Source organism: Candidatus Acidulodesulfobacterium ferriphilum (assembly GCA_004195035.1).
Lineage (GTDB): Bacteria > SZUA-79 > SZUA-79 > Acidulodesulfobacterales > Acidulodesulfobacteraceae > Acidulodesulfobacterium > Acidulodesulfobacterium ferriphilum.
Genome location: SGBD01000001.1, coordinates 292,247 through 313,735, shown reverse-complemented (window position 1 = coordinate 313,735; position 21,489 = coordinate 292,247). Strand labels below are relative to the sequence as shown.

20 protein-coding genes and 1 tRNA gene are annotated in these 21,489 nt (G+C 38.6%); 18 read left to right on the top strand and 3 right to left on the bottom strand.

Going from position 1 to position 21,489, the window contains the following annotated elements; all coding sequences use genetic code 11:
* Positions 1-3: 3 nt before the first annotated feature.
* From lon to galU, 3 genes are all read right to left on the bottom strand, one after another.
* On the bottom strand, positions 4-2,481 hold the full coding sequence (lon, locus tag EVJ47_01595) for an endopeptidase La (protein ID RZD14998.1): 2,478 nt from the start codon (positions 2,479-2,481) through the stop codon (positions 4-6).
* A gap of 167 nt (positions 2,482-2,648) precedes the next feature.
* On the bottom strand, positions 2,649-3,113 hold the full coding sequence (locus EVJ47_01590; GenBank protein RZD14997.1) for an Hsp20/alpha crystallin family protein: 465 nt from the start codon (positions 3,111-3,113) through the stop codon (positions 2,649-2,651).
* A gap of 32 nt (positions 3,114-3,145) precedes the next feature.
* Complete coding sequence (galU, locus tag EVJ47_01585) at positions 3,146-4,012, bottom strand: UTP--glucose-1-phosphate uridylyltransferase GalU (protein RZD14996.1); 867 nt, start codon at positions 4,010-4,012, stop codon at positions 3,146-3,148.
* Positions 4,013-4,219: 207 nt separating this feature from the next.
* Between galU and EVJ47_01580 the strand changes: the two genes are divergently transcribed.
* From EVJ47_01580 to EVJ47_01495, 18 genes are all read left to right on the top strand, one after another.
* Entirely contained in the window at positions 4,220-4,780 is a 561-nt protein-coding gene (locus EVJ47_01580; GenBank protein ID RZD14995.1) for a TlpA family protein disulfide reductase, read from the top strand.
* A gap of 362 nt (positions 4,781-5,142) precedes the next feature.
* Positions 5,143-5,234 (top strand) — tRNA-Ser (locus EVJ47_01575).
* 206 nt (positions 5,235-5,440) lie between these two features.
* Positions 5,441-5,776: a hypothetical protein gene (locus EVJ47_01570; protein ID RZD14994.1), complete on the top strand. Its 336-nt coding sequence runs from the start codon at positions 5,441-5,443 to the stop codon at positions 5,774-5,776.
* A complete protein-coding gene (gene cobB, locus EVJ47_01565) occupies positions 5,769-7,241 on the top strand; it encodes a hydrogenobyrinic acid a,c-diamide synthase (glutamine-hydrolyzing) (protein RZD14993.1) in 1,473 nt (490 codons plus the stop codon). The genes EVJ47_01570 and cobB overlap by 8 nt, the downstream gene beginning before the upstream one ends.
* 243 nt (positions 7,242-7,484) lie before the next feature.
* A complete protein-coding gene (gene dsrA / locus EVJ47_01560) occupies positions 7,485-8,681 on the top strand; it encodes a dissimilatory-type sulfite reductase subunit alpha (protein RZD14992.1) in 1,197 nt (398 codons plus the stop codon).
* 68 nt (positions 8,682-8,749) lie between these two features.
* On the top strand, positions 8,750-9,835 hold the full coding sequence (dsrB, locus tag EVJ47_01555) for a dissimilatory-type sulfite reductase subunit beta (protein RZD14991.1): 1,086 nt from the start codon (positions 8,750-8,752) through the stop codon (positions 9,833-9,835).
* 24 nt (positions 9,836-9,859) lie between these two features.
* Positions 9,860-10,090 carry a hypothetical protein gene (locus EVJ47_01550; protein ID RZD14990.1) on the top strand — a complete coding sequence of 77 codons (231 nt, stop codon included), beginning with the start codon at positions 9,860-9,862 and terminating at the stop codon, positions 10,088-10,090.
* 64 nt (positions 10,091-10,154) lie between these two features.
* Positions 10,155-11,867, top strand: a complete 1,713-nt coding sequence (locus tag EVJ47_01545; GenBank protein ID RZD14989.1) for an FAD-dependent oxidoreductase — start codon at positions 10,155-10,157, stop codon at positions 11,865-11,867.
* 56 nt (positions 11,868-11,923) lie between these two features.
* Positions 11,924-12,265 (top strand): TusE/DsrC/DsvC family sulfur relay protein, encoded by a 342-nt coding sequence (tusE, locus tag EVJ47_01540; GenBank protein RZD14988.1) that lies wholly within the window; start codon positions 11,924-11,926, stop codon positions 12,263-12,265.
* 154 nt (positions 12,266-12,419) lie between these two features.
* Entirely contained in the window at positions 12,420-13,181 is a 762-nt protein-coding gene (locus EVJ47_01535) for a nitrate reductase (GenBank protein RZD14987.1), read from the top strand.
* 75 nt (positions 13,182-13,256) lie between these two features.
* Positions 13,257-14,744 carry a (Fe-S)-binding protein gene (locus EVJ47_01530; GenBank protein ID RZD14986.1) on the top strand — a complete coding sequence of 496 codons (1,488 nt, stop codon included), beginning with the start codon at positions 13,257-13,259 and terminating at the stop codon, positions 14,742-14,744.
* Between the two features lie 90 nt (positions 14,745-14,834).
* Entirely contained in the window at positions 14,835-15,185 is a 351-nt protein-coding gene (gene tusD / locus EVJ47_01525) for a sulfurtransferase complex subunit TusD (protein RZD14985.1), read from the top strand.
* Positions 15,186-15,229: 44 nt separating this feature from the next.
* The gene (tusC, locus tag EVJ47_01520) at positions 15,230-15,604 is read left to right on the top strand and encodes a sulfurtransferase complex subunit TusC (GenBank protein ID RZD14984.1); all 375 of its coding nucleotides are present in this window, start codon (positions 15,230-15,232) and stop codon (positions 15,602-15,604) included.
* Between the two features lie 73 nt (positions 15,605-15,677).
* Positions 15,678-15,977, top strand: a complete 300-nt coding sequence (dsrH, locus tag EVJ47_01515) for a sulfurtransferase complex subunit TusB (protein ID RZD14983.1) — start codon at positions 15,678-15,680, stop codon at positions 15,975-15,977.
* Positions 15,978-16,224: 247 nt separating this feature from the next.
* Positions 16,225-17,448 (top strand): sulfate adenylyltransferase, encoded by a 1,224-nt coding sequence (gene sat / locus EVJ47_01510; protein RZD14982.1) that lies wholly within the window; start codon positions 16,225-16,227, stop codon positions 17,446-17,448.
* A 112-nt stretch (positions 17,449-17,560) separates the two neighbouring features.
* A complete protein-coding gene (aprB, locus tag EVJ47_01505; protein ID RZD14981.1) occupies positions 17,561-17,995 on the top strand; it encodes an adenylyl-sulfate reductase subunit beta in 435 nt (144 codons plus the stop codon).
* Positions 17,996-18,082: 87 nt separating this feature from the next.
* Positions 18,083-19,990, top strand: a complete 1,908-nt coding sequence (gene aprA / locus EVJ47_01500) for an adenylyl-sulfate reductase subunit alpha (protein RZD15537.1) — start codon at positions 18,083-18,085, stop codon at positions 19,988-19,990.
* A 199-nt stretch (positions 19,991-20,189) separates the two neighbouring features.
* Positions 20,190-21,479, top strand: coding sequence for a CoB--CoM heterodisulfide reductase iron-sulfur subunit A family protein (locus tag EVJ47_01495; GenBank protein RZD15536.1), 1,290 nt, complete (start codon positions 20,190-20,192; stop codon positions 21,477-21,479).
* Positions 21,480-21,489: the final 10 nt, after the last annotated feature.

The window sequence follows — 21,489 nt, the reverse complement described above, 5'->3', positions numbered from 1 at the left end:
TTTTTAATTTATTTTACTTGCCTGCTTAGATTTTATTTTACCGGCAGGTTTTGAGTTAAATGTTCCGACTATTGCTTGTTTTATAACTTCGTCCATGTGTCTAACCGGTACGAATTTTAAATTTTTCTTAACTAATTGAGAAATTTCCTCAAGGTCTTTTTTGTTTCGCTCCGGTATCAAAACTGTTTTAATGCCCGCCCTCAAAGCGGCTAAAGACTTTTCTTTTAATCCTCCGATAGGAAGAACATTGCCTCTTAAAGTAATTTCGCCGGTCATAGCAATATCTTTTTTAACCGGTTTTTTTAATAAGGCGGAAATTAAAGATGTTGCCATAGTAATTCCAGCCGACGGGCCGTCTTTAGGTATTGCCCCTTCTGGTATGTGTATATGAATGTCGTTTTTTTCGAATGTATCCGGTTTTATGCCAAGTTCGTCGGCTTTTGACCTTGCGTAGCTGAGGGCGGCCTGCGCCGATTCTTTCATGACATCGCCAAGCTGGCCGGTCAGCGATAATCCCCCTTTTCCTTTAACAAGCACGGTCTCTATGTATAAAATTTCTCCTCCGAACGGGGTCCATGCAAGCCCTGTGGAAACGCCGATTTCATCCTTCTGTCTTTCCTCTTCGGGAAGGATTTTTATAGTGCCAAGATATTTATGGATATTTTTATTGGTTATGGTATATTTTTTAATTTTATTTTCGGCAATCAGCTTTGCCACTTTTCTGCATATGGTTCCAATCTCGCGCTCCAGGTTTCTTAAGCCGGCTTCCCGCGTATATCCAGAGATAATAGTCCTGATAGCGCTTGGTTTAAATTCGATATACTCCTTTTTTAGCCCGTTTTCTCTTATTTGCCTTGAAATAAGATATTTTTCCGCAATCTTTTCTTTTTCTTCAAGGGTGTATCCCGATAAATTTATAATCTCCATTCTGTCTCTAAGCGGAGAAGGTATAGTATCGGCGACATTAGCCGTGGCAACGAACATAACATTCGATAAATCGAACGGAACATTTAAGTAATGGTCGGAAAACGAAAAATTTTGTTCCGGATCCAATACTTCCAAAAGGGCGGAGGATGGATCGCCCCTAAAATCGGTGCCTATTTTATCTATTTCATCGATCATAAAGACAGGATTGTTAGTCCCTGCCTGTTTAATGCCCTGAATAACTCTTCCCGGAAGAGCCCCGACATAAGTTCTTCTGTGCCCCCTAATTTCGGCCTCGTCATGCACTCCGCCCAGTGAAACCCGGATAAACTTTCTATTCATGGCTTTCGCGATAGATTTTCCGAGAGATGTTTTGCCGACGCCCGGAGGTCCGATGAAACACAGTATAGGTCCTTTCATTTTTTTATTGAGTTTTCTAACGCTGAGGTATTCAAGTATTCTTTCCTTAATTTTTTCCAAATCATAGTGGTCCTCATCTAATATCTTTTTTGCCGTTTCTATGTTCAAATTATCTTTTGTTTTCTTTGACCACGGAACATCGGTAAGCCATTCTAAATATGTCCTAACGGTTGATGCTTCGGCGGCATCCTGATGCATCGTTTCTAATCTTGAAAGCTGCTTTTCGGCTTCTTTCAAAACATCCGGCGGCATCTTGGCCGCAAGTATCTTATCTCTTAATTCCGTTATTTCTTGAGTTTTTTCATCCGTTTCTCCCAATTCTTGCTTTATTTGCCTGAGTTGCTCCCTGAGAAAATAATTTCTTTGGGTTTTTGTCATTTCCTCTTTTGCCTGGGATTGGATTTTGGCCTGCATAGAGAGAATTTCAATTTCCCTTGCCAGTATGTCGTTAACCTTTCTAAGTCTTTCTATTTGGTCGGAATCTTCCAATATTTTTTGAGATTCCTCCACTTTCAATCCCAAATTAGACGCCACTATATCGGCGAGCCTTCCTGGATTATTGACATTTTCTAATATTATTAATATATCCTGCGATGGAAGTCTTCCCAGAGAAACATATTTTTCAAGCTGTTCTTTTACATTTCGCATTAAAGCATCGATAGCAGGCGTTATATCGACAATATTTTCTTCTTTTATCTTTGATACTTTTACAAGGTAGAAAGGCTTTATTTGAACAAATGTTTCGATTTTAGCTTTTGATATGCCCTGAACCAATATCTTAACTCTTCCGTCAGGAAGTTTAAGCATTTTCATTATCATCGCAACAACCCCGACATCATAAATATCGTTCTGCGAGGGTTCTTCGACGACAATATCCTTCTGAGCGGATAAAAGTATCAGCCGGTCTTTAGCTATAGCCTCGTCAACCGCTTTAATGGATGCTTCTCTTCCGACAAAAAGAGGAATTATCATAAAAGGAAAAAGAACAAGGTCCCTGATGGGGAGTAGCGGGATAACTTCGGGTACCTGAATTTCTTCGGCTAAATTGGGTTGGTCAGCGCCTTCGCCTTTACCAATCGCAATTTCACTGATGTTGTCCGATAAACTTTCAAAATCTTTTTGATTTGCTCTCACCATATTTGGAAGCTCCCGTATAGAATATGTGTTAATAGAATCTAATATATAAATATCTATTATTATAATATTATTATACTATAAATTCTCAAAATTTGTTCATTATAATTTGTTATAACCAAAGCCTGTATCTTAATCTTACGCCTTTATATTTTATATATTTTATAATCCTAAGATTCGTCATAATGAATAGGTATTCCCACATCCGAGTGGATAAAAATATCGCTTAATTCAAAGCTTATTTTTAAAACCCCGTTGGATAAAACAGCCTTAACAAAATGTTTGGCGGGGCTTATCGGCAGAAGTATAAATTTTTCAAACTTTCCGAATCTTCTTTCCAAACAAAAAAAATTGATATTAGAATTAGTTTTGGGCTCAAGTTTCCACATTATTGCCAGAATATTGTCGCGAACGCCGATGGCAATATTTTCCTTAGAAACCCCGGGCAGTTCTATTTCCACTGCTAATTTACTGCGATTTATATAAATATCTATCGGCGGACCATTTGTTTTAAAGGAATAGGCCGATTCCTCAAGCGAAAAAGATCCAAAAAGATAATTAAACAATCTTTCAACTTCTTTTTTGAATTTTATTATCTTTTTATTAAAATTTTCATTTTCATCAAGAAAATCCATGTAGCCGCTCTCCGTTAAAAATCAAAACAAATTTAAACAAAATCCAGCTTTTTAATAAAATCTATAAGTCCGTTCCTTAGTTCGGCATTTTTTAGCCCGTACACTATTTGAGCCTTAAGCAAGTCAAGTTTATTCCCGCCGTCGTATCTTACCCCTTCAAATTCAAGGGCATAAACCGGCTGAATGGAAAGAAGAGATTTAATGGCATCGGTAAGTTGAATTTCTCCGCCCTTCCCGGGCTTTGTTTTGCTTATGAAATCAAAAATTTGGGGCATTAAAATATATCTGCCTATTATAGCAAGGTTAGAAGGGGCTTCGTTAATTTCAGGTTTTTCGACAAGGTCTTCGACTTTAAACAGCCCTTTTGCTATTTCCTTTCCCTGTATTATTCCATATTTTGAAACATCCTCGTCCTGCACCCTCTGAACGGCTAAAATAGAATACCTGTAATTTTTATATATATCTATCATTTGTTTCATTACCGGAATATCGGAGTCTATTATATCATCGCTTAAAACTACCGCAAACGGTTCCTCTCCGACCATGTTTTGAGCGCATAAAATTGCATGCCCCAAACCTAATGCCTCTTTTTGCCTGGTATATGTGAGGTTGATACGATCGGAAATATCATTGACGGATTTTAACAAATCGTGTTTCCCCTTTTCCTTTAGCATAATTTCATGCTCGATTGATCTGTCAAAATAATCCTCTATGGCTGTTTTTCCTCTGCCCGTTACAATGATTATATCGTTAATTTTTGCGCTTATGCATTCCTCGACGCCGTATTGTATTAACGGTTTATCGACTAACACCAGCATTTCTTTCGGGATAGATTTTGTAATGGGTAAAAGCCTTGTTCCAAGACCTGCGGCAGGGAAGATTGCCTTGTTTACCTTCATCAAATAAGACCTCCGCTTCTTTTGTCAATTAACTTTAGTTTTAGATTAATATATCATAAAAATTAAAATTTTAAAAATTAATTAAAGGCCAATAAAAATTGCATTAATAATTTTTTGATAATAATGTAAGATTATGTTAAAATTTACAAAAGTAAATTATTAATTAAATATATTTAAGCATAAGATATAAGGGGGATTTAATAAATAATGGATAGAAAATATTCTCAAATTTTTAAGGCTTTAATTTTTGTGGCGGCGGTTGTCGTCGTTTCTATTTTAGTAGTTAAAGCGCCTTCTTTGCTATGGAAAAACGGCGTTAAAAAGTCAGGGAGCGAGGTGAAGGCTCCCCAATTTTCTGTCCCGAGTTTAAATTATCAGGGCATGGTTCTATCCCTTAAAAATTATAAAGGCAAAATTATTCTCGTAAATTTTTGGGCCACATGGTGTCCCCCGTGCAGGGACGAAATACCAAGGCTTGAAAAATTTTATAAATTGCATAAAAAAGACGGTTTTGTAATTATCGGCCTTTCCGTTAATAATCAGGGGAAAAAATATGTGATGCATTTTGTAAAAACCTTTAAAGGCGGCATCATAACTTATCCGATAGGCATGGCAGATTATTCTATCGAAAAAGCATACGGGAATATATATGAAATACCGCAATCGTTTATTATAAATAAAAATGGATATGTCGTTGCGCATTTTACGGGAGAAATACCGAGGGGCTATTTGAGTTACGAATTCGGTAAATTAAATAAGGCAAGTTAAATAATTTTTTTTAAAAACGGTAGAGATGGCCGAGTCCGGTTGAAGGCGATTGACTCGAAATCAAACGGAGTTCAGCGTAGCTTATCCCTCCCTCTCCGCCATCAATATGAAATATGGAATTTAATTTACAATTATATAAATATATATAAAGTATTATTTTTTAACGGAGAGATGGCCGAGTCCGGTTGAAGGCGATTGACTCGAAATCAAACGGAGTTCAGCGTAGCTCATTGTAGGCGTAAGCTTACCGGGGGTTCGGAAACGGAGTTCAGCGAAGCTCATCCCTCTCTCTCCGCCATCAATATGAAATATGGAATTTAATTTACGATTATATAAATATATATAAAGTATTATTTTTTAACGGAGAGATGGCCGAGTCCGGTTGAAGGCGATTGACTCGAAATCAATTGTAGGCGTAAGCTTACCGGGGGTTCGAATCCCTCTCTCTCCGCCAGTTATGATAATAAAGTTAATTAATAAATTAATAAGTACATTTGATTATGACAGGATAGAGAGGGGTTCGAACCCCCGAAGCCCGAAGGGCGCAAAGGGGTTTGTCGCTTTTAGCGTCCGTAAGATACGTAAGCAGGCGTTTACAAAAGCAAGGCTTTTGTGTCTGCTGAAGTGCTCATCCCTCTCTCTCCGCCATCCCGTCATTTTATGAAATTTAAATATGATTTAGATTATATCTTAAAGATTACCAAACTGAGCAAAAAATATATCCTGGAATTGCTTAAATATTTCGACGGCCTCCCTTTACAGGCAAAACTCGAGGTGTTTTACATAAGTAAAATAATTGAAGAAGATGATGAATTTGCGTTTCATCAGCACTATTTCGACAAAGAAAAATCCGCGGAATACGAATTTTCCTTATTCATTCTTGGAACCGAAAGGATATATTCCATAGAACACAAAGATACCGAAGGTAAAAAACTTTCTTCTTACAAGCTCAATCTAATTTCAAAAATAAAAGAACTCAGGAAGCAAGATGAATGATATTACCGGCAATAACAAAAAAAATAACCGCATCAACGGATTTTACATCTCTGCGGCAAAAAGGAATTCTGGCAAAACAACCATTTCTATAGCTATAATGCGGCTGCTTAGGGATAGAGGGCTTATAGTTCAACCCTTTAAAAAGGGCCCCGATTTTATAGATCCAATGTGGTTAAGCACGGCTACGGGTAAAAACTGCTATAACCTGGATTTTTATTTTATGTCCAAAAATAAAATTAAAAAGCACTTTTTAGAATATTCGCTTAATTCAGATGTTAGCATTGTCGAAGGGAATCATGGGCTGCACGACTCTTTTGACATATACGGAAAATCTTCTAATGCGGAGATGGCAAAGCTCCTGGACATCCCCGTAATTCTTTTAATCGATGTAGGGGAATTAAACAGGGGGGTTGTTCCGCTTATTTTAGGGTTTCAAAACTTTGACAAGGATGTAAATATAAAAGGGATAATTCTTAACAGGGTGCACAGTAAAAGGCATGAAAAAAATTTAATCAAAGCAATTAATTATTATACCGATTTTAAGGTAATCGGTAATGTTCCGAATGACCCTGAATTTTCCATAAAACAACGGCATCTCGGCCTTTTATCTACGCTTTCCGCCGAAGACATCGAAAATTTTGTTTCCAATATGTCTTCTAAAATTTCAGATTATATCGATATAGATGGCATTATAAAGATTTCAAAAATTGCGGGCAAATCTTACGGCGGCATTAAAAATTTACCTTCTTTATTTCGGAAAAAGAATAAAGCAAGGAATGTCCGAAACACAGTCAAAATAGGTCTTGCTTACGATAATGCATTTAATTTTTATTATAATGAAAATATTGAAGCGCTTGAGAATTTGGGTTGCGAGATAATCAAATTCTCTCCGCTTAAAGATGGCCGTCTGCCCGATATTGACGCCCTTTATATAGGGGGAGGCTTCCCGGAAATTTTCTGCAGGGATTTAGAGTCAAACATTGATTTAAGAAGAGATATAAGGGAAAAGATTGAAACGGGTCTTCCTGTCTATGCCGAGTGCGGCGGACTTATGTATCTTTGTAAAAGCATTTCCTACAGCGATATCGTATGCGAAATGACCGGAGCAATAGATGCCGATGTAAAATTAACGAAAAAACCTAAAGGGCATGGCTACACCAAATTAACGCCTGCCTTTTACGATAAAAATAGCAGGCTATGGTTTAATAAGATTAAATTTATTAAAGGACACGAGTTCCATCATTCATTTTTAGAAACACCATCGCCGGATAACATGGATTTTGTCTTTAATGTGAAAAAAGGATTTGGGGTAAACGGAGCAAGCGACGGTATTATTTATAAAAATATGATTGCAAGTTATACGCATATATTTTCTCCTTCCGCACCCAAATGGTTTAAAAACTGGGTATCTTTTGTAAAAGAAAATAAAAAAGAAGTTAAAAAAGATTTTTTAAAAATAAAATGATGTTAATTTTTTATACATAAAGAATTTTTTTCTTGACAATATAGGAGTAAAAAGATTATAAGGAAATAATACATTTAGTTCATTAACCTACAAGACAAAAAGCCTCGCACCTCAGCGTTATATATGCGGCAGGTGCATGTCGCTTTGCTAAGACTTATCTTAATTAATTAAGTAAAAATTATTTAAGTTAGCGTTTAGCGTTTTTTTAAAATGTCTTTTTAATTTTTTTTTAAAGGAGGTTTTATGGGTAAAAAACATGAAACTCCGCTTCTTGACGAACTTAAAAAGGGGAAGTGGATAAGTTTTGTTAGAGAAATGGAAAGGGCGGCCGAAAAGAGCGAAAGAACTGAAGATCTTTTAGGGCAGGTCGAAGAATCTTACAGGGATAAAATTACCCACTGGAAACACGGAGGCATGGCGGGCGTCAGGGGATACGGCGCCGGAATGGTAGGAAGATTCTCGGAGTTTCCGGAAAAATATCCGGGCGTCAAGGAATGCCACTCAATCAGGCTAAACCAGACATCAGGTTTTTTTTATAATTCCGATGTTCTGAGAAAATTGGCTGATATAGCAGACCAGCATGCCGGCGGGCTTTTTAATTTTCACGGGTCAACCGGCGATATTCAGATATTGGGCCTTACACAGGCCGATGCCGAAGATCTATTTCAAAAAAGCGCAGAATTAGGATTCGACCTTGGCGGCAGCGGCTCGGATCTTCGTACCCCGTCTTGTTGTGTCGGACCTGCGAGATGCGAATTTGCAAACTATGACACTCTCCAGATATGCTATGACTTAACCCATGCTTTTCAGGATGAATTGCACAGGCCGTCGTTCAATTATAAATTTAAAATGAAATTTTCGGGATGCGCAAACGATTGCGTCGCGGCGGCATCAAGGTCAGATTTGGCATTTATCGGAACATGGCAGGATAATATAAAAATAAATCAGGGTGAAGTAAAAAATTACGTTAAAAAATTTAACGTCCAGAAATACGTGTTAGATAAATGTCCCACAAAATGTATGTGGTTTGAAGGAGAAAATCTTGTTATAGACGATTCTAACTGCGTTAAATGTATGCATTGTATAAACGAGATGCCTAAGGCGCTTAAATCGGGAGACCAGAAAGGCTTATCGATTTTAATAGGAGCGAAAGCTCCGTTAGTTACCGGTCCGAGAATGGGCATGATGCTCATTCCTTTCTACGATGTTCATGAAGACAGCAAAAACGACTATGAATGGCTTAAAGGATTAATAAGCAATATGTGGGAATTCTGGGATGAATACGGCGTCAGCAGGGAAAGAATAGGCGAACTTATTGCAAGGGTTGGGCTTGTCACCTTCCTCGAAGGAATAGGACTCGAACCGACAATCGATATGGTCAGGGAACCCAGAAGCAATCCTTTTATAAAGTTTGAAGACGAAGAAGCAGGCGCAGAATAATTATTTATATTTATTTTTTAATTTAATTTTATTAATTAAAGTTGCCATATATAAATTTGGAGGTTTTTATGCCGGAAGAGGTCAAGAAAAAAAGAATAACTGATGTGGGTCCTCATGATTATCATGATTATCTGTCCCCCATGATTAAAAAAAATTACGGCAAATGGGCATACCACGAGATATTGGATCCTGGTACTATGGTGCATGTCGCAGAAAATGGGGATAAGCTATATACAGTAAGAATGGGTTCGCCGAGATTGGTCAGCAGTGGTTTTGTTCGCGATATAAGCGATATGGCGGATAAATATTGCGGAGGATATCTAAGATTTACCACAAGAAATAATGTCGAATTTTTATTAGAAAATGAAAAAAATATCGAACCGTTAAAAAAAGATCTTGAAAAATTAGGCTATAATGTCGGCGGTATCGGCAATGTTGTTGCAAATATAGTTCACACCCAGGGCTGGGTCCACTGTCATACATCTGCAAGCGATGCATCAGGCGTGGTAAAGTCGGTAATGGACGAACTGTATGAATATTTTGTCGAAGATAAGCTTCCTTCAAAAGTCAGAATAGCATTTGCATGCTGTTTAAATATGTGCGGTTCGGTTGCTTCGTCCGATATAGCTATATTGGGAACTCATAGAAAACCCCCGAAAATTAATCACGAAAGGCTTGTTAATCTTTGCGAAGTTCCAAGCACGATTGCCGCATGTCCGACAAATTCTATAAGACCCGAAATGGTCGGCGACAAGAAGTCGGTCAGAGTCAACGAGGAAACGTGCGTGTTTTGCGGAAGCTGTTATACCGTATGTCCTGCAATGCCGATAGCCGATGCCGAGAATGACGGACTTTCGATATGGGTAGGCGGAAAGGTTTCCAATGCAAGAACAAAACCCACTTTTTCCAAATTAGTCGTTCCTTTTATACCTAATGAGCCGCCAAGATGGGATAAGGCAGTTCAGGCGGTAAAGACGATACTGGAAGCGTACAAAAAAGGAGCCGAGCCGGGCGAAAGAGTCATAGAATGGATAGAAAGAATCGGCTGGTCGAGGTTCTTTAAAATAACGGGATTTGAATTTACAAAATACCATGTCGATGATTTTAGGCTTGCCGAAACGAGTATGAATTATTCGTCCCATGCAAGATTTTAATATAAATTTAAAGAGGAAAATATCATGACCGATGAAACAAAACATAAAATAGAAGAGAAAATTATCGGGCTTGTTAAAGAGTACGTGGGCAAAAAAAGATTCAAGCCTGTCGATATAGTAAAAGAGATGGAAAAAGAATTTGCCGCCGAGGGCGTATCTAAGGAAGATATTAAGGGAGCCTTGAAAGAAATAATGGACGATGGCAGGCTGGTTTATGGATATGCAGGCGGAAGCTTCCTGACCCTTCCCGAATAAACTTGATAATATTTTATTAAAATTTTAAATCTTAAATATATTCTAGGATTAACGAGGATAAACAATGCTTGAATTAAAAAAAGTTAAAAAACCGTTAAATGTTTCACAGACGGGCGCATCGGGGATGTCGCAATCGCCTTACAGGCCTAAATATGTCGAAAAGAAGCCGCCCTGTATGGATACCTGTCCTAACGGCACGAAAGTAAGGAATTATATCCAGTTCATCGCCCAAAGCGAGTCTTACGAAAGACCAGTCGACGAGTCTCTTAAGGAAGCGTTTTATATGCTTACCGAGTCAAATCCTTTACCGTCCACGACGGGAAGGGTTTGCCCTCATCCCTGCGAAGATGAATGTAACCGCAAGCATAAGGACAAGCCGGTAGCGATAAACGCAATCGAAATGTTTGTGGGAGATTACGGTATAAAAAATAATCTTCAATTTAAAAAAATAACGGATATTCCGAGAAAGGAAAAGATTGCAATTATCGGAAGCGGACCCGCGGGGCTTTCTGCCGCCTATCACTTAGCTATCAGGGGATACAATGTCGTGATATTCGAAAAATTCCCTGAAGCCGGAGGATACCTAAGATACGGCATACCCAGTTTCAGGCTTCCGTTAGACATTATAGATGCAGAGGTCGAAAGAATTAAAAATCTCGGCGTCGAAATAAAAACAGGGGTGAATATTGGAACCGATATTGCGATGGATAAACTTAAATCCGAATTTGATGCGGTATTTGTCGCAATAGGTACGCATGAACCTATAAAAATGAAGATGAACGGAGCAGATGCCCCTAATGTTTATGCCGGAGTAGAATTTCTTCAGAAAGCAGCTTCGGGCGAAATTAAAGACGCAGGGAAAGAAGTAGTTGTTATCGGAAGCGACAGCGCTATGGATGCGGGAATGGTGTCAAGAAGGCTGGGCGCCAATGTAACCTTTATCTATAATAAAGGAACCTTAAACGATGTTTCCGAAATAGAAGAAAAAGGTTCCGTTGAGGTAAAGGAAGGTTATGCCGAAGGGATTAAATTCGAATTCCTGTTTGCTTTAGACGAAATTATTACGGAAAACGGAAAAGCAACGGCAGTGCGATTGAAAAAAATGAAGCTTTCCGAAAAAGATGCTTCAGGCAGAGTTCATCCGATAATAATAGAAGGCGGACGGGAACTTAATCTTAAACTTGATACATTGATATACTCTTTCGGTCAGAAGCCTGATTATAAAGGGCTGGAAAATTTAACCAAAAATTCGAACAACGAGTTTTTAAATGTTGACGATAATTATTTAGTAGCCAACGAAGATAAGGTTTTTGCAGGGGGAGATATATTAAAATTCGGATTGGTTACCGATGCTATAGGAATGGGCAGATATGCGGCATATTCCATACATCGGAAACTGAGCGGAGAATCCGTAAAGAAAGACGAAAGAACGGTCATTAAATACGGCGACGCGGTAAACAGGGAAGGCAAAAATATGTATATTGCATATTTTCAGACTTCCGAAAGACAGAAAAGAACTTCGAGGGACCCTTTGGCCAGAGTTAAAGATTTCGACGGGATTTTAAACAATCTCGGCATGAATGAATTAATTATAGAGGCAAAGAGATGTATGAGCTGTGGTATGTGTTTCGACTGCGGAAGCTGTTTCGAATACTGTTCTCAGAGCGCGGTAAAAAAACTGCCGAAAGGACAGCATTTCGAGTTTCATTTAGAAACCTGCAACGGCTGTAAGAAATGTGCAGAGAGCTGTCCTTGCGGCTATATAGACATGATTTAAATTTTAAATAAAAAATTAATTAATAACTAAAATAAAATTTACAGGAGGTTTTACTTATGGCTGAGTTTGATTATAACGGAAAGAAGATTGAAACTGATGATGAAGGCTACCTTCAAAATTTAGGCGATTGGGATAAAGGCCTTGCCGAAGTTCTGGCTAAACAGGAAAATGTAACGCTTACGGAAAAACACTGGAAACTTATCGAATGGATCAGGGATTATTTCCAGAAGTTTCAAGTAGCTCCTGCTATTAAGTCTCTTACAAAAGAGGTTATGAATCTTGAAAATTTGCCCGATAAAAAGGAAGCAAACAAGTTTATTTATGAACTGTTTCCCGAAGGTCCTGCTAAACAGCTTGCCAAAATAGCAGGACTTCCAAAACCCACGGGTTGTGTTTAACAGGTGAATAAATAAACTTGTGGCTTTATTTATAAATTTAGGAGTTTTATTTAGTCTATGGGCAAAACATATATAGAGGGAGGGTATCCCTCTATACAGTAAAAGTTTTTGATGTCATAAAATAACATAAATTATTATTTAGGGGGGAATAAATATGGCGCCTCTTAATTTGACGACAGCAATATTTTTATTATTCACATACACGGTCGGCTTGATTTTTATAATCGGGGTAGTATTAAGAATATATCAATATGCAACAACGCCCCAACCTGTTAAAATTCCTCTTACGCCTGCTCCTTTGACTTCCGGCGGGGCTTTTGCCAGAATTTTGGGAGAAGTTTTTTTCTTCAAGAGTCTTTTTAAATCTAATAAGCCGACATGGATTTTTGGATATCTTTTTCATATTTCGTTTTTTATCTTGATATTTATGCACTTTTTAAGGCATTTTATATATTCTAATCCCTTGCCCTGGTGGTATAACATATTTGTCGGTATCGGGATAGTCTGCGGTATTATTATGGTGCTTTCCCTTTTCTTCCTTTTACTAAGGAGGGTGGTCGTGGAGCGTGTTAAATTTATATCGTTATTTGCCGATTATTTAATACTTATTCTTTTAATGCTCATCGGTCTGGCAGGATTGTCTTTAAATTTCGTTTTGTCTCCCGCTGCCCTGACGACTGTTGATAATCAGTTAGATCCTTATATTAACGGACTTTTAAGCTTGCAATTTACTAACATTCCGTCAAATCCTCTTTTTTTAATTCATTACACGCTTGTCATGCTGCTTATAGCTTATATTCCGTTTAGTAAAGTGATGCATTTTGTCGGGATATTTTTCTCGCCGACAAGAATAATGGCAGATAATCCGGAAGAAGAAAGATATTACAGACCTAATGCGAAAGATTTATCTATTTAAATTAAATTGATGCCGGATTACCGCAAATTTGCGGTAATTTTTTGATTTTTAACGGTTAAGCGGAGGATAAATAGTATGGCTAAGCCAAAAGATAAATATAAAGTTCCCGTTCTGGACGGAAAGATTTCGATTCCTAAAATAGTTCCCGGAGCCACGTCTTACGAACACATGATTGAAGCCCAAAAAGACGACATGGAAGCCCTTGGTTTTCCTGCCAAATTACAGGACGGCTGGAAGGAAAAGGCTATCGGGGTTTTTAAAGAGATATTAGATAACAATAAGGCTGTCAGGGATTATATGGATATTTGCGTCAGATGCGGCGCATGCACGGACAAATGCCAGTTTTTCCTCGGAACGGCAGATCCTAACAATATGCCGGTTCAGAGACAGGAACTCATGAGGAAGGTATATAGGTATTATTTTACTCCCGCAGGGTTTTTCAAAAATCTTTCAAATTCGCAAGAATTGACGGAAGAAGTATTGAAAGACTGGTTTACATATTTTTATCAGTGTTCCGAATGCAGAAGGTGTTCCTTTTATTGTCCCTACGGTATAGATACTGCGGAAATAACGATGGCTGCAAGACAAATAATGGATTCTATCGGTCTTGGGCAGAAATACGCAACGGAAGTTGTTCATAAGGTTTATAAAACCGGCAATAATATCGGAATACCCCCTCTCGCCTTAAGAAATACGCTTGACGATTTAGAGGAAGAAATAAAGGAAGAATCGGGGAAGGATGTTAAAATACCGATGGATGAAGAAGGAGTTGAGGTTTTGTTAGTGCCTCCTTCCGCCGATTTTTTTGCAATGCCCCACATGGAATCGCTTAAAGGATATGCAAAGGTATTTTATAAGGCAGGCATAAGCTATACCGTTTCGTCATATGCATCCGAAGCCGGAAATTTCGGTATGTTTTTGGGAAGCTATAAGAATGCAAAAGAAATTAATAAACGAATCTGGGACGAAGCCAGAAGGCTTAAGGTCAAAAGAGTTGTCATCGGGGAATGCGGACATGCATGGAGAGCCGCGTATAACTATTCGAATACCATGAACGGGCCTTTTGACTTCTTAGATGGCAAATACAGGCAGCCCATGCACATTTGCGATTTTACATTAGGGCTCGTAAAGGACGGAGTTATAAAACTCGATCCTTCGGCGAACGACGATAAGGTTGTTACATTTCACGATTCATGTAATATCGCAAGGGCTTCGAGAATGGGTGATTTTCAGGGTGGCCAGTTTACGATTCCGAGAGAGCTCATTAAAGCCGCCGCAAACCGTTTTGTAGAATTAAGGGCAGGCACTACTAAAGAAAAGACTTATTGTTGCGGTGCGGGCGGGGGTTTGTTGACCGAAGAAGTCATGAATGTGCGAATAGCGGGGGCTATGCCGAGAATGCAGACCGTTAAGGAAGCGGTCGATAATCACGGAGTTAATTTTTATGCCCTTATTTGTGCAATTTGCAAAACCCAGTTTACAAAAATATTTCCTATTTACGGGTTTGATGCGGAAATGGTAGGGGGAATTCATCAGCTTGTCAGTAATGCAATAGTAATGTAAAGATAAAAAGTTATCTGATTTAAAATCGGATACCTTTTTTATCTATAAAGTAATTAATTAAGTTAATTTGTTAATTTGCAAGGAGGGTCAATGAAGTTCGGCGTTCTTATAAAAGATGGACAATATACTCATCAAGCAATGGACAGCGCCTATAATTTTATAGTTGCGGCCATGGAACTTGGCCATGAAATAAAAGGAGTTTTTTTTTACAACGAGGGCGTTTGCAATACCTGCGGGACTATGGAACCCCCGAGGGATGAGCGAAATATTAGAAACTTGCTTTTAGGACTTAATGAAAAAGGCATCAGGTTAATTGCTTGTGTTGCCGCGGGTAAAAGGAGAGGTTTAGTGGCTCAAACCGTTTCCAGTGCGGCCGAAATATCAGGATTAGGCCAACTATTGGAATTATGCATAGAGTCCGATAGATTAATAACATTTTAGTAATTTACATATATTAACATTGAAAAAATTAGAGAGGATTTGACATGGAGGAAAAGGAAAAAACAAGCGTTATGTTTATTTGCAGGACTGCTCCGTACGGAACGATTTTTGAGCAGGAGGCAATTGAGGCCATGATTATGTTTGGGGCATATGAACAGGATATAAACGTTACATTTATAGATGACGGGGTATTTTCGTTAAAAAAAGGACAGGATACTGCGCTGCTCGGAAAGAAAAATTTTTCCCTGACATATCCTATTTTAATAGATGATTTTGACATATCCCATATTTATGTCGAAAAGGAATCCCTTGAAGAAAGAGGATTAAGCGAAAATGATTTAATTACCGAAGTCGAGATTATAGATAGGAATGCCTTAAGACAAAAAATGAATGAAATGAAGGCTTTTTTACCTTTCTAATATATTTTATATTTTTTGGTTTCCGTAATGTTTATATTGATATTATCTATAAAATTCGAGGAGGAAATAAAGGATGCTTCATATAGTTAAAAAGTCGCCTTACGAGTCGTCTGCTTTAAATAATGCCATAAATTATATTCGCCAGGGCGATATAATGCTGTTGACGGAAGACGGCGTATATGCCGCTAAAAAAGGCGGCAAATTTAGTAATTTAATAAACGAGGTACTGCAAAAAAATCATGTTTATTGCCTTCTGGCAGATGCAAAGGCAAGGGGAATCCTTGAGTCCGAGGTAATAGAAAATGTTAAATTGCTGGATTATAACGGTTTCGTGGAAAAGGTTGTAGAGCATAATCCTATGACATGGGCATAGTTAAAGTCCCTAAATTTATTTTATAAAAAAAATAAAAAATTTATCAAAAATAATAGTTGACATTTTTATAAGATAATATTAAAAATAAAAGATTAAAAATTATTATAATATGGATATTAGTTTATATGTATATATGTATTAATAATATACCTCATATATTCCGTTTATTAAGAGAAAAGCAAAGAGTCGGGTCGGTCGAAAATTTGTAAAATAAAAAATAAAAAATATACCGAAATCGGAGGAACATATGGCATTGGTGAATCCCCACGGAAAAGAAAAGAGACTCATGCCCTTACTTTTATCGGGACATGAGCTTAAAGAAGCAAAAGAGTATGCTAAAACCCTCAAAAAACTACCTATGACATCAAGAGAAACATCGGATTTGATAATGATGGGCATAGGCGCCTTCACGCCTTTGGAAGGATTTATGGGCAAAAATGACTGGAAGGGCGTTGTCGATAATTTTACGATGCAGGACGGAACATTTTGGCCTATACCTATAACTCTTTCATCCACTAAAGAAATGGCCGACGAAATTAATATCGGGGAAGATGTAGCATTGTTTGATTTTGAAACCTCGGAAATTATAGGGATAATTACCGTCAGCGAAAAATATTCCATAGACAAGGCGCACGAATGCCAAAAAATATTTAGAACAACGGATATGGAGCATCCCGGCGTTCAGAAAGTCATGGCGCAGGGCGATATTAATATTGCCGGCAAAGTTAAGGTTTTGAGCGAAAGTTCTTATCCTGTAGAGTTCAAAGAAATTTATATGCGCCCCGCAGAGGTAAGGAAAATATTCGAAGAAAAAGGCTGGAGCACGGTTGCCGCTTTCCAGACAAGGAACCCTATGCATCGCTCTCACGAATATCTTGCAAAGGTTGCGATAGAAACTACGGACGGTGTTCTGATTCACCAGCTTGTCGGCAAATTAAAACCCGGCGATATTCCCGCCAGTGTCAGAGCGGTTGCCATTAACACATTAATAGATAATTATTTTGTTAAAAATACTATTGTTCAGGCAGGTTATCCTATGGAGATGAGATATGCGGGACCGAGGGAAGCGCTGCTTCATGCCGTTTTTAGACAAAATTACGGCTGTTCGCACCTCATCGTAGGAAGAGACCATGCCGGCGTCGGCGACTATTACGGGCCGTTCGACGCGCATAAGATATTCGACGAAATTCCTAAAAATGCACTTGAATTAAAACCTTTAAAAATGGACCTGACATTTTACTGCCATAAGTGCGACGGTATGGCATCTACCAGAACATGCCCGCATTCAAAGGAAGACAGGCTTACTTTAAGCGGGACGATGCTCAGAAAGCTGTTGTCCGAAGGACAGGAAGTACCCGAACATTTTTCTAGACCTGAGGTTTTAAAAATATTACAGAAGTATTATGCTTCCCTTGCAAAAGAAGATAAGGTTGAGGTTAAACTGCACAAGGCTGCAAAGGGCGAAATATAAAAATAATAATATCCCTTCATTTCATTCCCCTCCCTTTAAGGGAGAGGTTGGGGGAGGGTAAATACTACATTGTTTTATTTAATAATAATACACTAATTGAGGAGGTATGAAAATGCCAAGTTTTGTAATTGCAGAAAAATGTGATGGTTGCAAAGGGAGAGATAAGACTGCCTGCCAGTACATCTGTCCCAACGATCTTATGGTTCTTAACAAAGACATTATGAAGGCTTATAATCAGGAGCCTGACCAGTGCTGGGAGTGCTATAGCTGTGTAAAGATATGCCCTCAGTCTGCCATAGAGGTAAGGGCATACCAGGATTTCGCCCCTATGGGGTCTTCCGTTATTCCGATGAGGGCTTCGGACTCCATAATGTGGACGGTTAAGTTCCGCAACGGAAAGATTAAAAGATTTAAATTTCCAATCAGGACCACCCCCGAAGGCGGCATCGACCCGTATCATGGGATACCGGAAGAAAATAAGGGGGATTTAAAAAGCGAACTTTTGTGCGATGAGCACGGAAAGACGCTTGCAGTGCCTCAGAAATAGATGAGAACTTGTTTAAATTTTTTAAAATTTAAAATTAAAATTTATAAATTAAGGGGATGATTATTTATGGCTGATCAAAAAGGTTCAATGACAAGCGCAGATGTCTTAGCAAACTATACAATAGAAGAAATCAATACCGACCTTTTAATAGTCGGAGGCGGTATGGTGGGATGCGGCGCGGCATTCGAGGTTAAAAAATGGGCGCCGAAAGATATGAAAATAACCATGGTCGAAAAAGCTGCCATCGAAAGAAGCGGCGCCGTCGCAATGGGGCTTTCCGCGATCAATACTTATCTGGGAACGGAAAATACTCCGGAAGATTATGTCAAACATGTTGCAAACGACCTTATGGGCATAGTCAGGGAAGACCTCGTTTATGATGTAGGCAGACATGTGGATTCGTCGGTTAAACTATTCGAGAAATTCGGTCTTCCGATATTTAAAGAAGACGAAGAAGATACAAGAACTATCGAGGAGGGCGCAAAACCCATGAGGGCCGGTAGATGGCAGATAATGATTCATGGGGAATCTTACAAGGTTCTGGTTGCGGAAGCGGCGAGAAAAGCCCTTGGCGAAGAAAACATTTACGAAAGAGTTTTTATAATCCAGCTTCTTATGGACGAAAAGCATGAAAACAGGGTTGCCGGAGCAATCGGTTTCAGCTTAAGGGATGCGAAGATTTATATATTCAAGGCAAAAGCCGTAATAATGGCATGCGGCGGAGCGGTTAATGTTTTCAGACCGAGATCTCAGGCCGAGGGTATGGGAAGAACATGGTACGCGGTATGGAACGCAGGTTCAACCTACTCTATGGGATATGAGGCGGGAGCCGAAATGACGACCATGGAAAACAGGTTCGTTCCCAACAGGTTTAAAGACGGTTACGGTCCTGTCGGCGCTTGGTTTACTCTGTTTAAATCCAGAGTTTTAAACGCCCACGGCGAAGATTATATGCAAAAGTGGGGAGATATGCTGAAAGATTATCCTCCGTATGGGCAAGCTCATGTTCCCGCTACCTGCCTCTGGAATCATGTTATGTTAAAAGATTGGCTCGAAGGCAATGGTCCATTTTATATGAATACCTCGGGCGCAATGAAAAAACTTTTTGAAACACTGCCTGAAAAGAGGAAAAAATCGCTCGAAGCAGACGCATGGGAAGACTTCCTAGATATGACGGTTGCTCAGGCTGGACTTTGGGCAGCAATGGATATAGATCCTCAAGAGACAAATTCAGAGGTTATGCCGACCGAGCCGTATTTCCTTGGCTCGCACGCGGGAGCTTGCGGGATGTGGGTTAGCGGTCCTTCGGATGTTTCGCCTAAAGATTGGCACTGGGGTTATAATCGTATGACAACCGTTAACGGGCTGTTTACCGGCGGCGACGGGGTCGGAGCTTCGGGACATAAGTTTTCATCCGGTTCTTATACCGAGGGAAGATTGGCTGCCAAATCCGCCGTCAGGTTTATATTAGACGATTCCGGTTATGCGCCCACCGTCCACACGGATAACAAGACCCTTGCCGAAAGAATATATGCTCCGATGATCAATTACGAGAAATTCAAGGATTATTCCACAGAGCCGAATGTTAATCCAAACTATATAAGGCCAAGGCTTTATATGTTCAGATTAAATAAACTTATGGATGAATATGTTGCCGGTACTTCGACATTTTACAGAACGAGCGAGACAAACCTTTTAAGGGGATTAGACCTTTTAAACAGGCTTAAAGCCGATGCTCCGAAACTTGCCGCTTCTAATTTGCATGAGTTAATGAGGGCATGGGAAAACTATCACAGGTCTGTTGTCGGAGAACTCCATTTAAGACATGTTTTATATAGACAGGAGACAAGATACCCTGGATTCTATTACAGAATGGACTACCCGCACTTAGACGAACAAAACTGGAAGGTGTTTGTTAATTCAAAACTCAACAGGAAAACAGGGGAACCCGAAATATTTAAAAAGCCTTATGTCGAATTAGTTCCAAAGAATTAAAGATTTATAGTTATCAAATAGTATTAATCGATATTCGTATAATTCCCCTCCTCTATTATGAGGAGGGGTTTTAATATGTATAGTAATCTGATAAAAATAATTAAATAATAATTATTAACCGTAAGCAAATAATCAAGAAAACGTCATTATATTTTATATTAATTAAAAACTTAGCAATGGAGATGTAAAGTTGAGCGAGATAAATAATGAAAATTCTGTTCTTATAATTGGCGGCGGGCATAGCGGTGTTTCTGCCGCGCTTGAAATTACCGAATCTGTCGATAAAGAAGTGTATATAGTAGAAAAAAGACCGTATATAGGCGGAAGAGTTCTGCAAATGTACAAGTATTTTCCTAAACTGTGCCCTCCATTTTGCGGATTTGAAATAAATACTAAGCGAATAAAATCCTCGACCGAAGGTAATATAAAGTTTTTTATTTCGTCCGTCGTAGAAGAAATAAATAAAGATAAAGACGGAACGGGATATAAAGTTAAAATCCGCCAAAAACCGCAATATATAAACGATAACTGCACTATTTGCGGGGAATGCGCCAAAGCCTGTCCTGAGGATAGACCTAATGATTTCAACTACGATATGGACACGACCAAAGCAATATATCTGCCTGCCATATCCACATTTCCCCTTAAATATACGGTGGATGAAAATTACTGCAAGTTTTCATCCTGTAAAAAATGCGAAGAAGTTTGTAAATATAATGCAATTAACCTTAATGCTCAGGAAAATATAATAGAATTAAAAGTTTCGGATATTATTTTTGCGACTGGCTGGAAGCCGTATGCCGTAGAAAAATTAGAAAACTTAGGATTCGGAAAATTTAAAAACGTAATTACCAATGTAATGATGGAAAGGCTTGCAGCGGATAACGGTCCTACAAACGGCAAAATATTAAGGCCTTCGGATAACAAAGAAGTAACCAACGTTGCATTTATTCAGTGCGCAGGTTCGAGAAACGAAAACCATCTTCCTTATTGCTCAGCGATATGCTGTATGGCATCCTTAAAGCAGGCTCTTTATTTAAGGGAAAAAAATTCTGCATCTACCCCGACTATTTTTTATATAGATTTAAGAACCCCCGGAAGATACGAAAATTTCCTCAATAAAGCTACTTGCGATAAAAATATTAAATTTAACAAAGGCGTCGTAGGAAAAATATCTGAAGACCATATGACGGGAGACCTTTTGCTGGATGTCGAAGATATACTTTCAGGCAAAAAAATTAAATTTAAAGCGGAAATGGTTGTTCTTGCGGCCGGCATGTATCCTAATATTAAAGACGACTTAAACGGAATTAAAATAGACGGCGGTATAAAAATAGATATAGACGAAAACGGCTTTATATTCAATGAAAACTTCGAGGGCGGCATTTTCTCAGCAGGAGTAGCAAAGTTTCCTTTAGATGTGTACATGTCAGGTCAATCTGCGACCTCCGCAGCTCTTTCCGTAATTCAACATAATGTAAAATTATAAAAAAGATAAA

Excerpts from the sequence above, each read along its gene's own strand:
- sat (RZD14982.1), top strand. The coding sequence starts at position 16,225 with ATGGCATTGGTGAATCCCCACGGAAAAGAAAAGAGACTCATGCCCTTA.
- EVJ47_01545 (RZD14989.1), top strand. The coding sequence starts at position 10,155 with ATGCTTGAATTAAAAAAAGTTAAAAAACCGTTAAATGTTTCACAGACG.
- EVJ47_01530 (RZD14986.1), top strand. The coding sequence starts at position 13,257 with ATGGCTAAGCCAAAAGATAAATATAAAGTTCCCGTTCTGGACGGAAAG.
- aprB (RZD14981.1), top strand. The coding sequence starts at position 17,561 with ATGCCAAGTTTTGTAATTGCAGAAAAATGTGATGGTTGCAAAGGGAGA.
- EVJ47_01570 (RZD14994.1), top strand. The coding sequence starts at position 5,441 with ATGAAATTTAAATATGATTTAGATTATATCTTAAAGATTACCAAACTG.
- galU (RZD14996.1), bottom strand. The coding sequence starts at position 4,012 with ATGAAGGTAAACAAGGCAATCTTCCCTGCCGCAGGTCTTGGAACAAGG.
- EVJ47_01580 (RZD14995.1), top strand. The coding sequence starts at position 4,220 with ATGGATAGAAAATATTCTCAAATTTTTAAGGCTTTAATTTTTGTGGCG.
- dsrB (RZD14991.1), top strand. The coding sequence starts at position 8,750 with ATGCCGGAAGAGGTCAAGAAAAAAAGAATAACTGATGTGGGTCCTCAT.
- cobB (RZD14993.1), top strand. The coding sequence starts at position 5,769 with ATGAATGATATTACCGGCAATAACAAAAAAAATAACCGCATCAACGGA.
- aprA (RZD15537.1), top strand. The coding sequence starts at position 18,083 with ATGACAAGCGCAGATGTCTTAGCAAACTATACAATAGAAGAAATCAAT.
- tusE (RZD14988.1), top strand. The coding sequence starts at position 11,924 with ATGGCTGAGTTTGATTATAACGGAAAGAAGATTGAAACTGATGATGAA.
- lon (RZD14998.1), bottom strand. The coding sequence starts at position 2,481 with ATGGTGAGAGCAAATCAAAAAGATTTTGAAAGTTTATCGGACAACATC.
- EVJ47_01590 (RZD14997.1), bottom strand. The coding sequence starts at position 3,113 with ATGGATTTTCTTGATGAAAATGAAAATTTTAATAAAAAGATAATAAAA.
- tusC (RZD14984.1), top strand. The coding sequence starts at position 15,230 with ATGGAGGAAAAGGAAAAAACAAGCGTTATGTTTATTTGCAGGACTGCT.
- dsrH (RZD14983.1), top strand. The coding sequence starts at position 15,678 with ATGCTTCATATAGTTAAAAAGTCGCCTTACGAGTCGTCTGCTTTAAAT.
- EVJ47_01535 (RZD14987.1), top strand. The coding sequence starts at position 12,420 with ATGGCGCCTCTTAATTTGACGACAGCAATATTTTTATTATTCACATAC.
- EVJ47_01550 (RZD14990.1), top strand. The coding sequence starts at position 9,860 with ATGACCGATGAAACAAAACATAAAATAGAAGAGAAAATTATCGGGCTT.
- dsrA (RZD14992.1), top strand. The coding sequence starts at position 7,485 with ATGGGTAAAAAACATGAAACTCCGCTTCTTGACGAACTTAAAAAGGGG.
- tusD (RZD14985.1), top strand. The coding sequence starts at position 14,835 with ATGAAGTTCGGCGTTCTTATAAAAGATGGACAATATACTCATCAAGCA.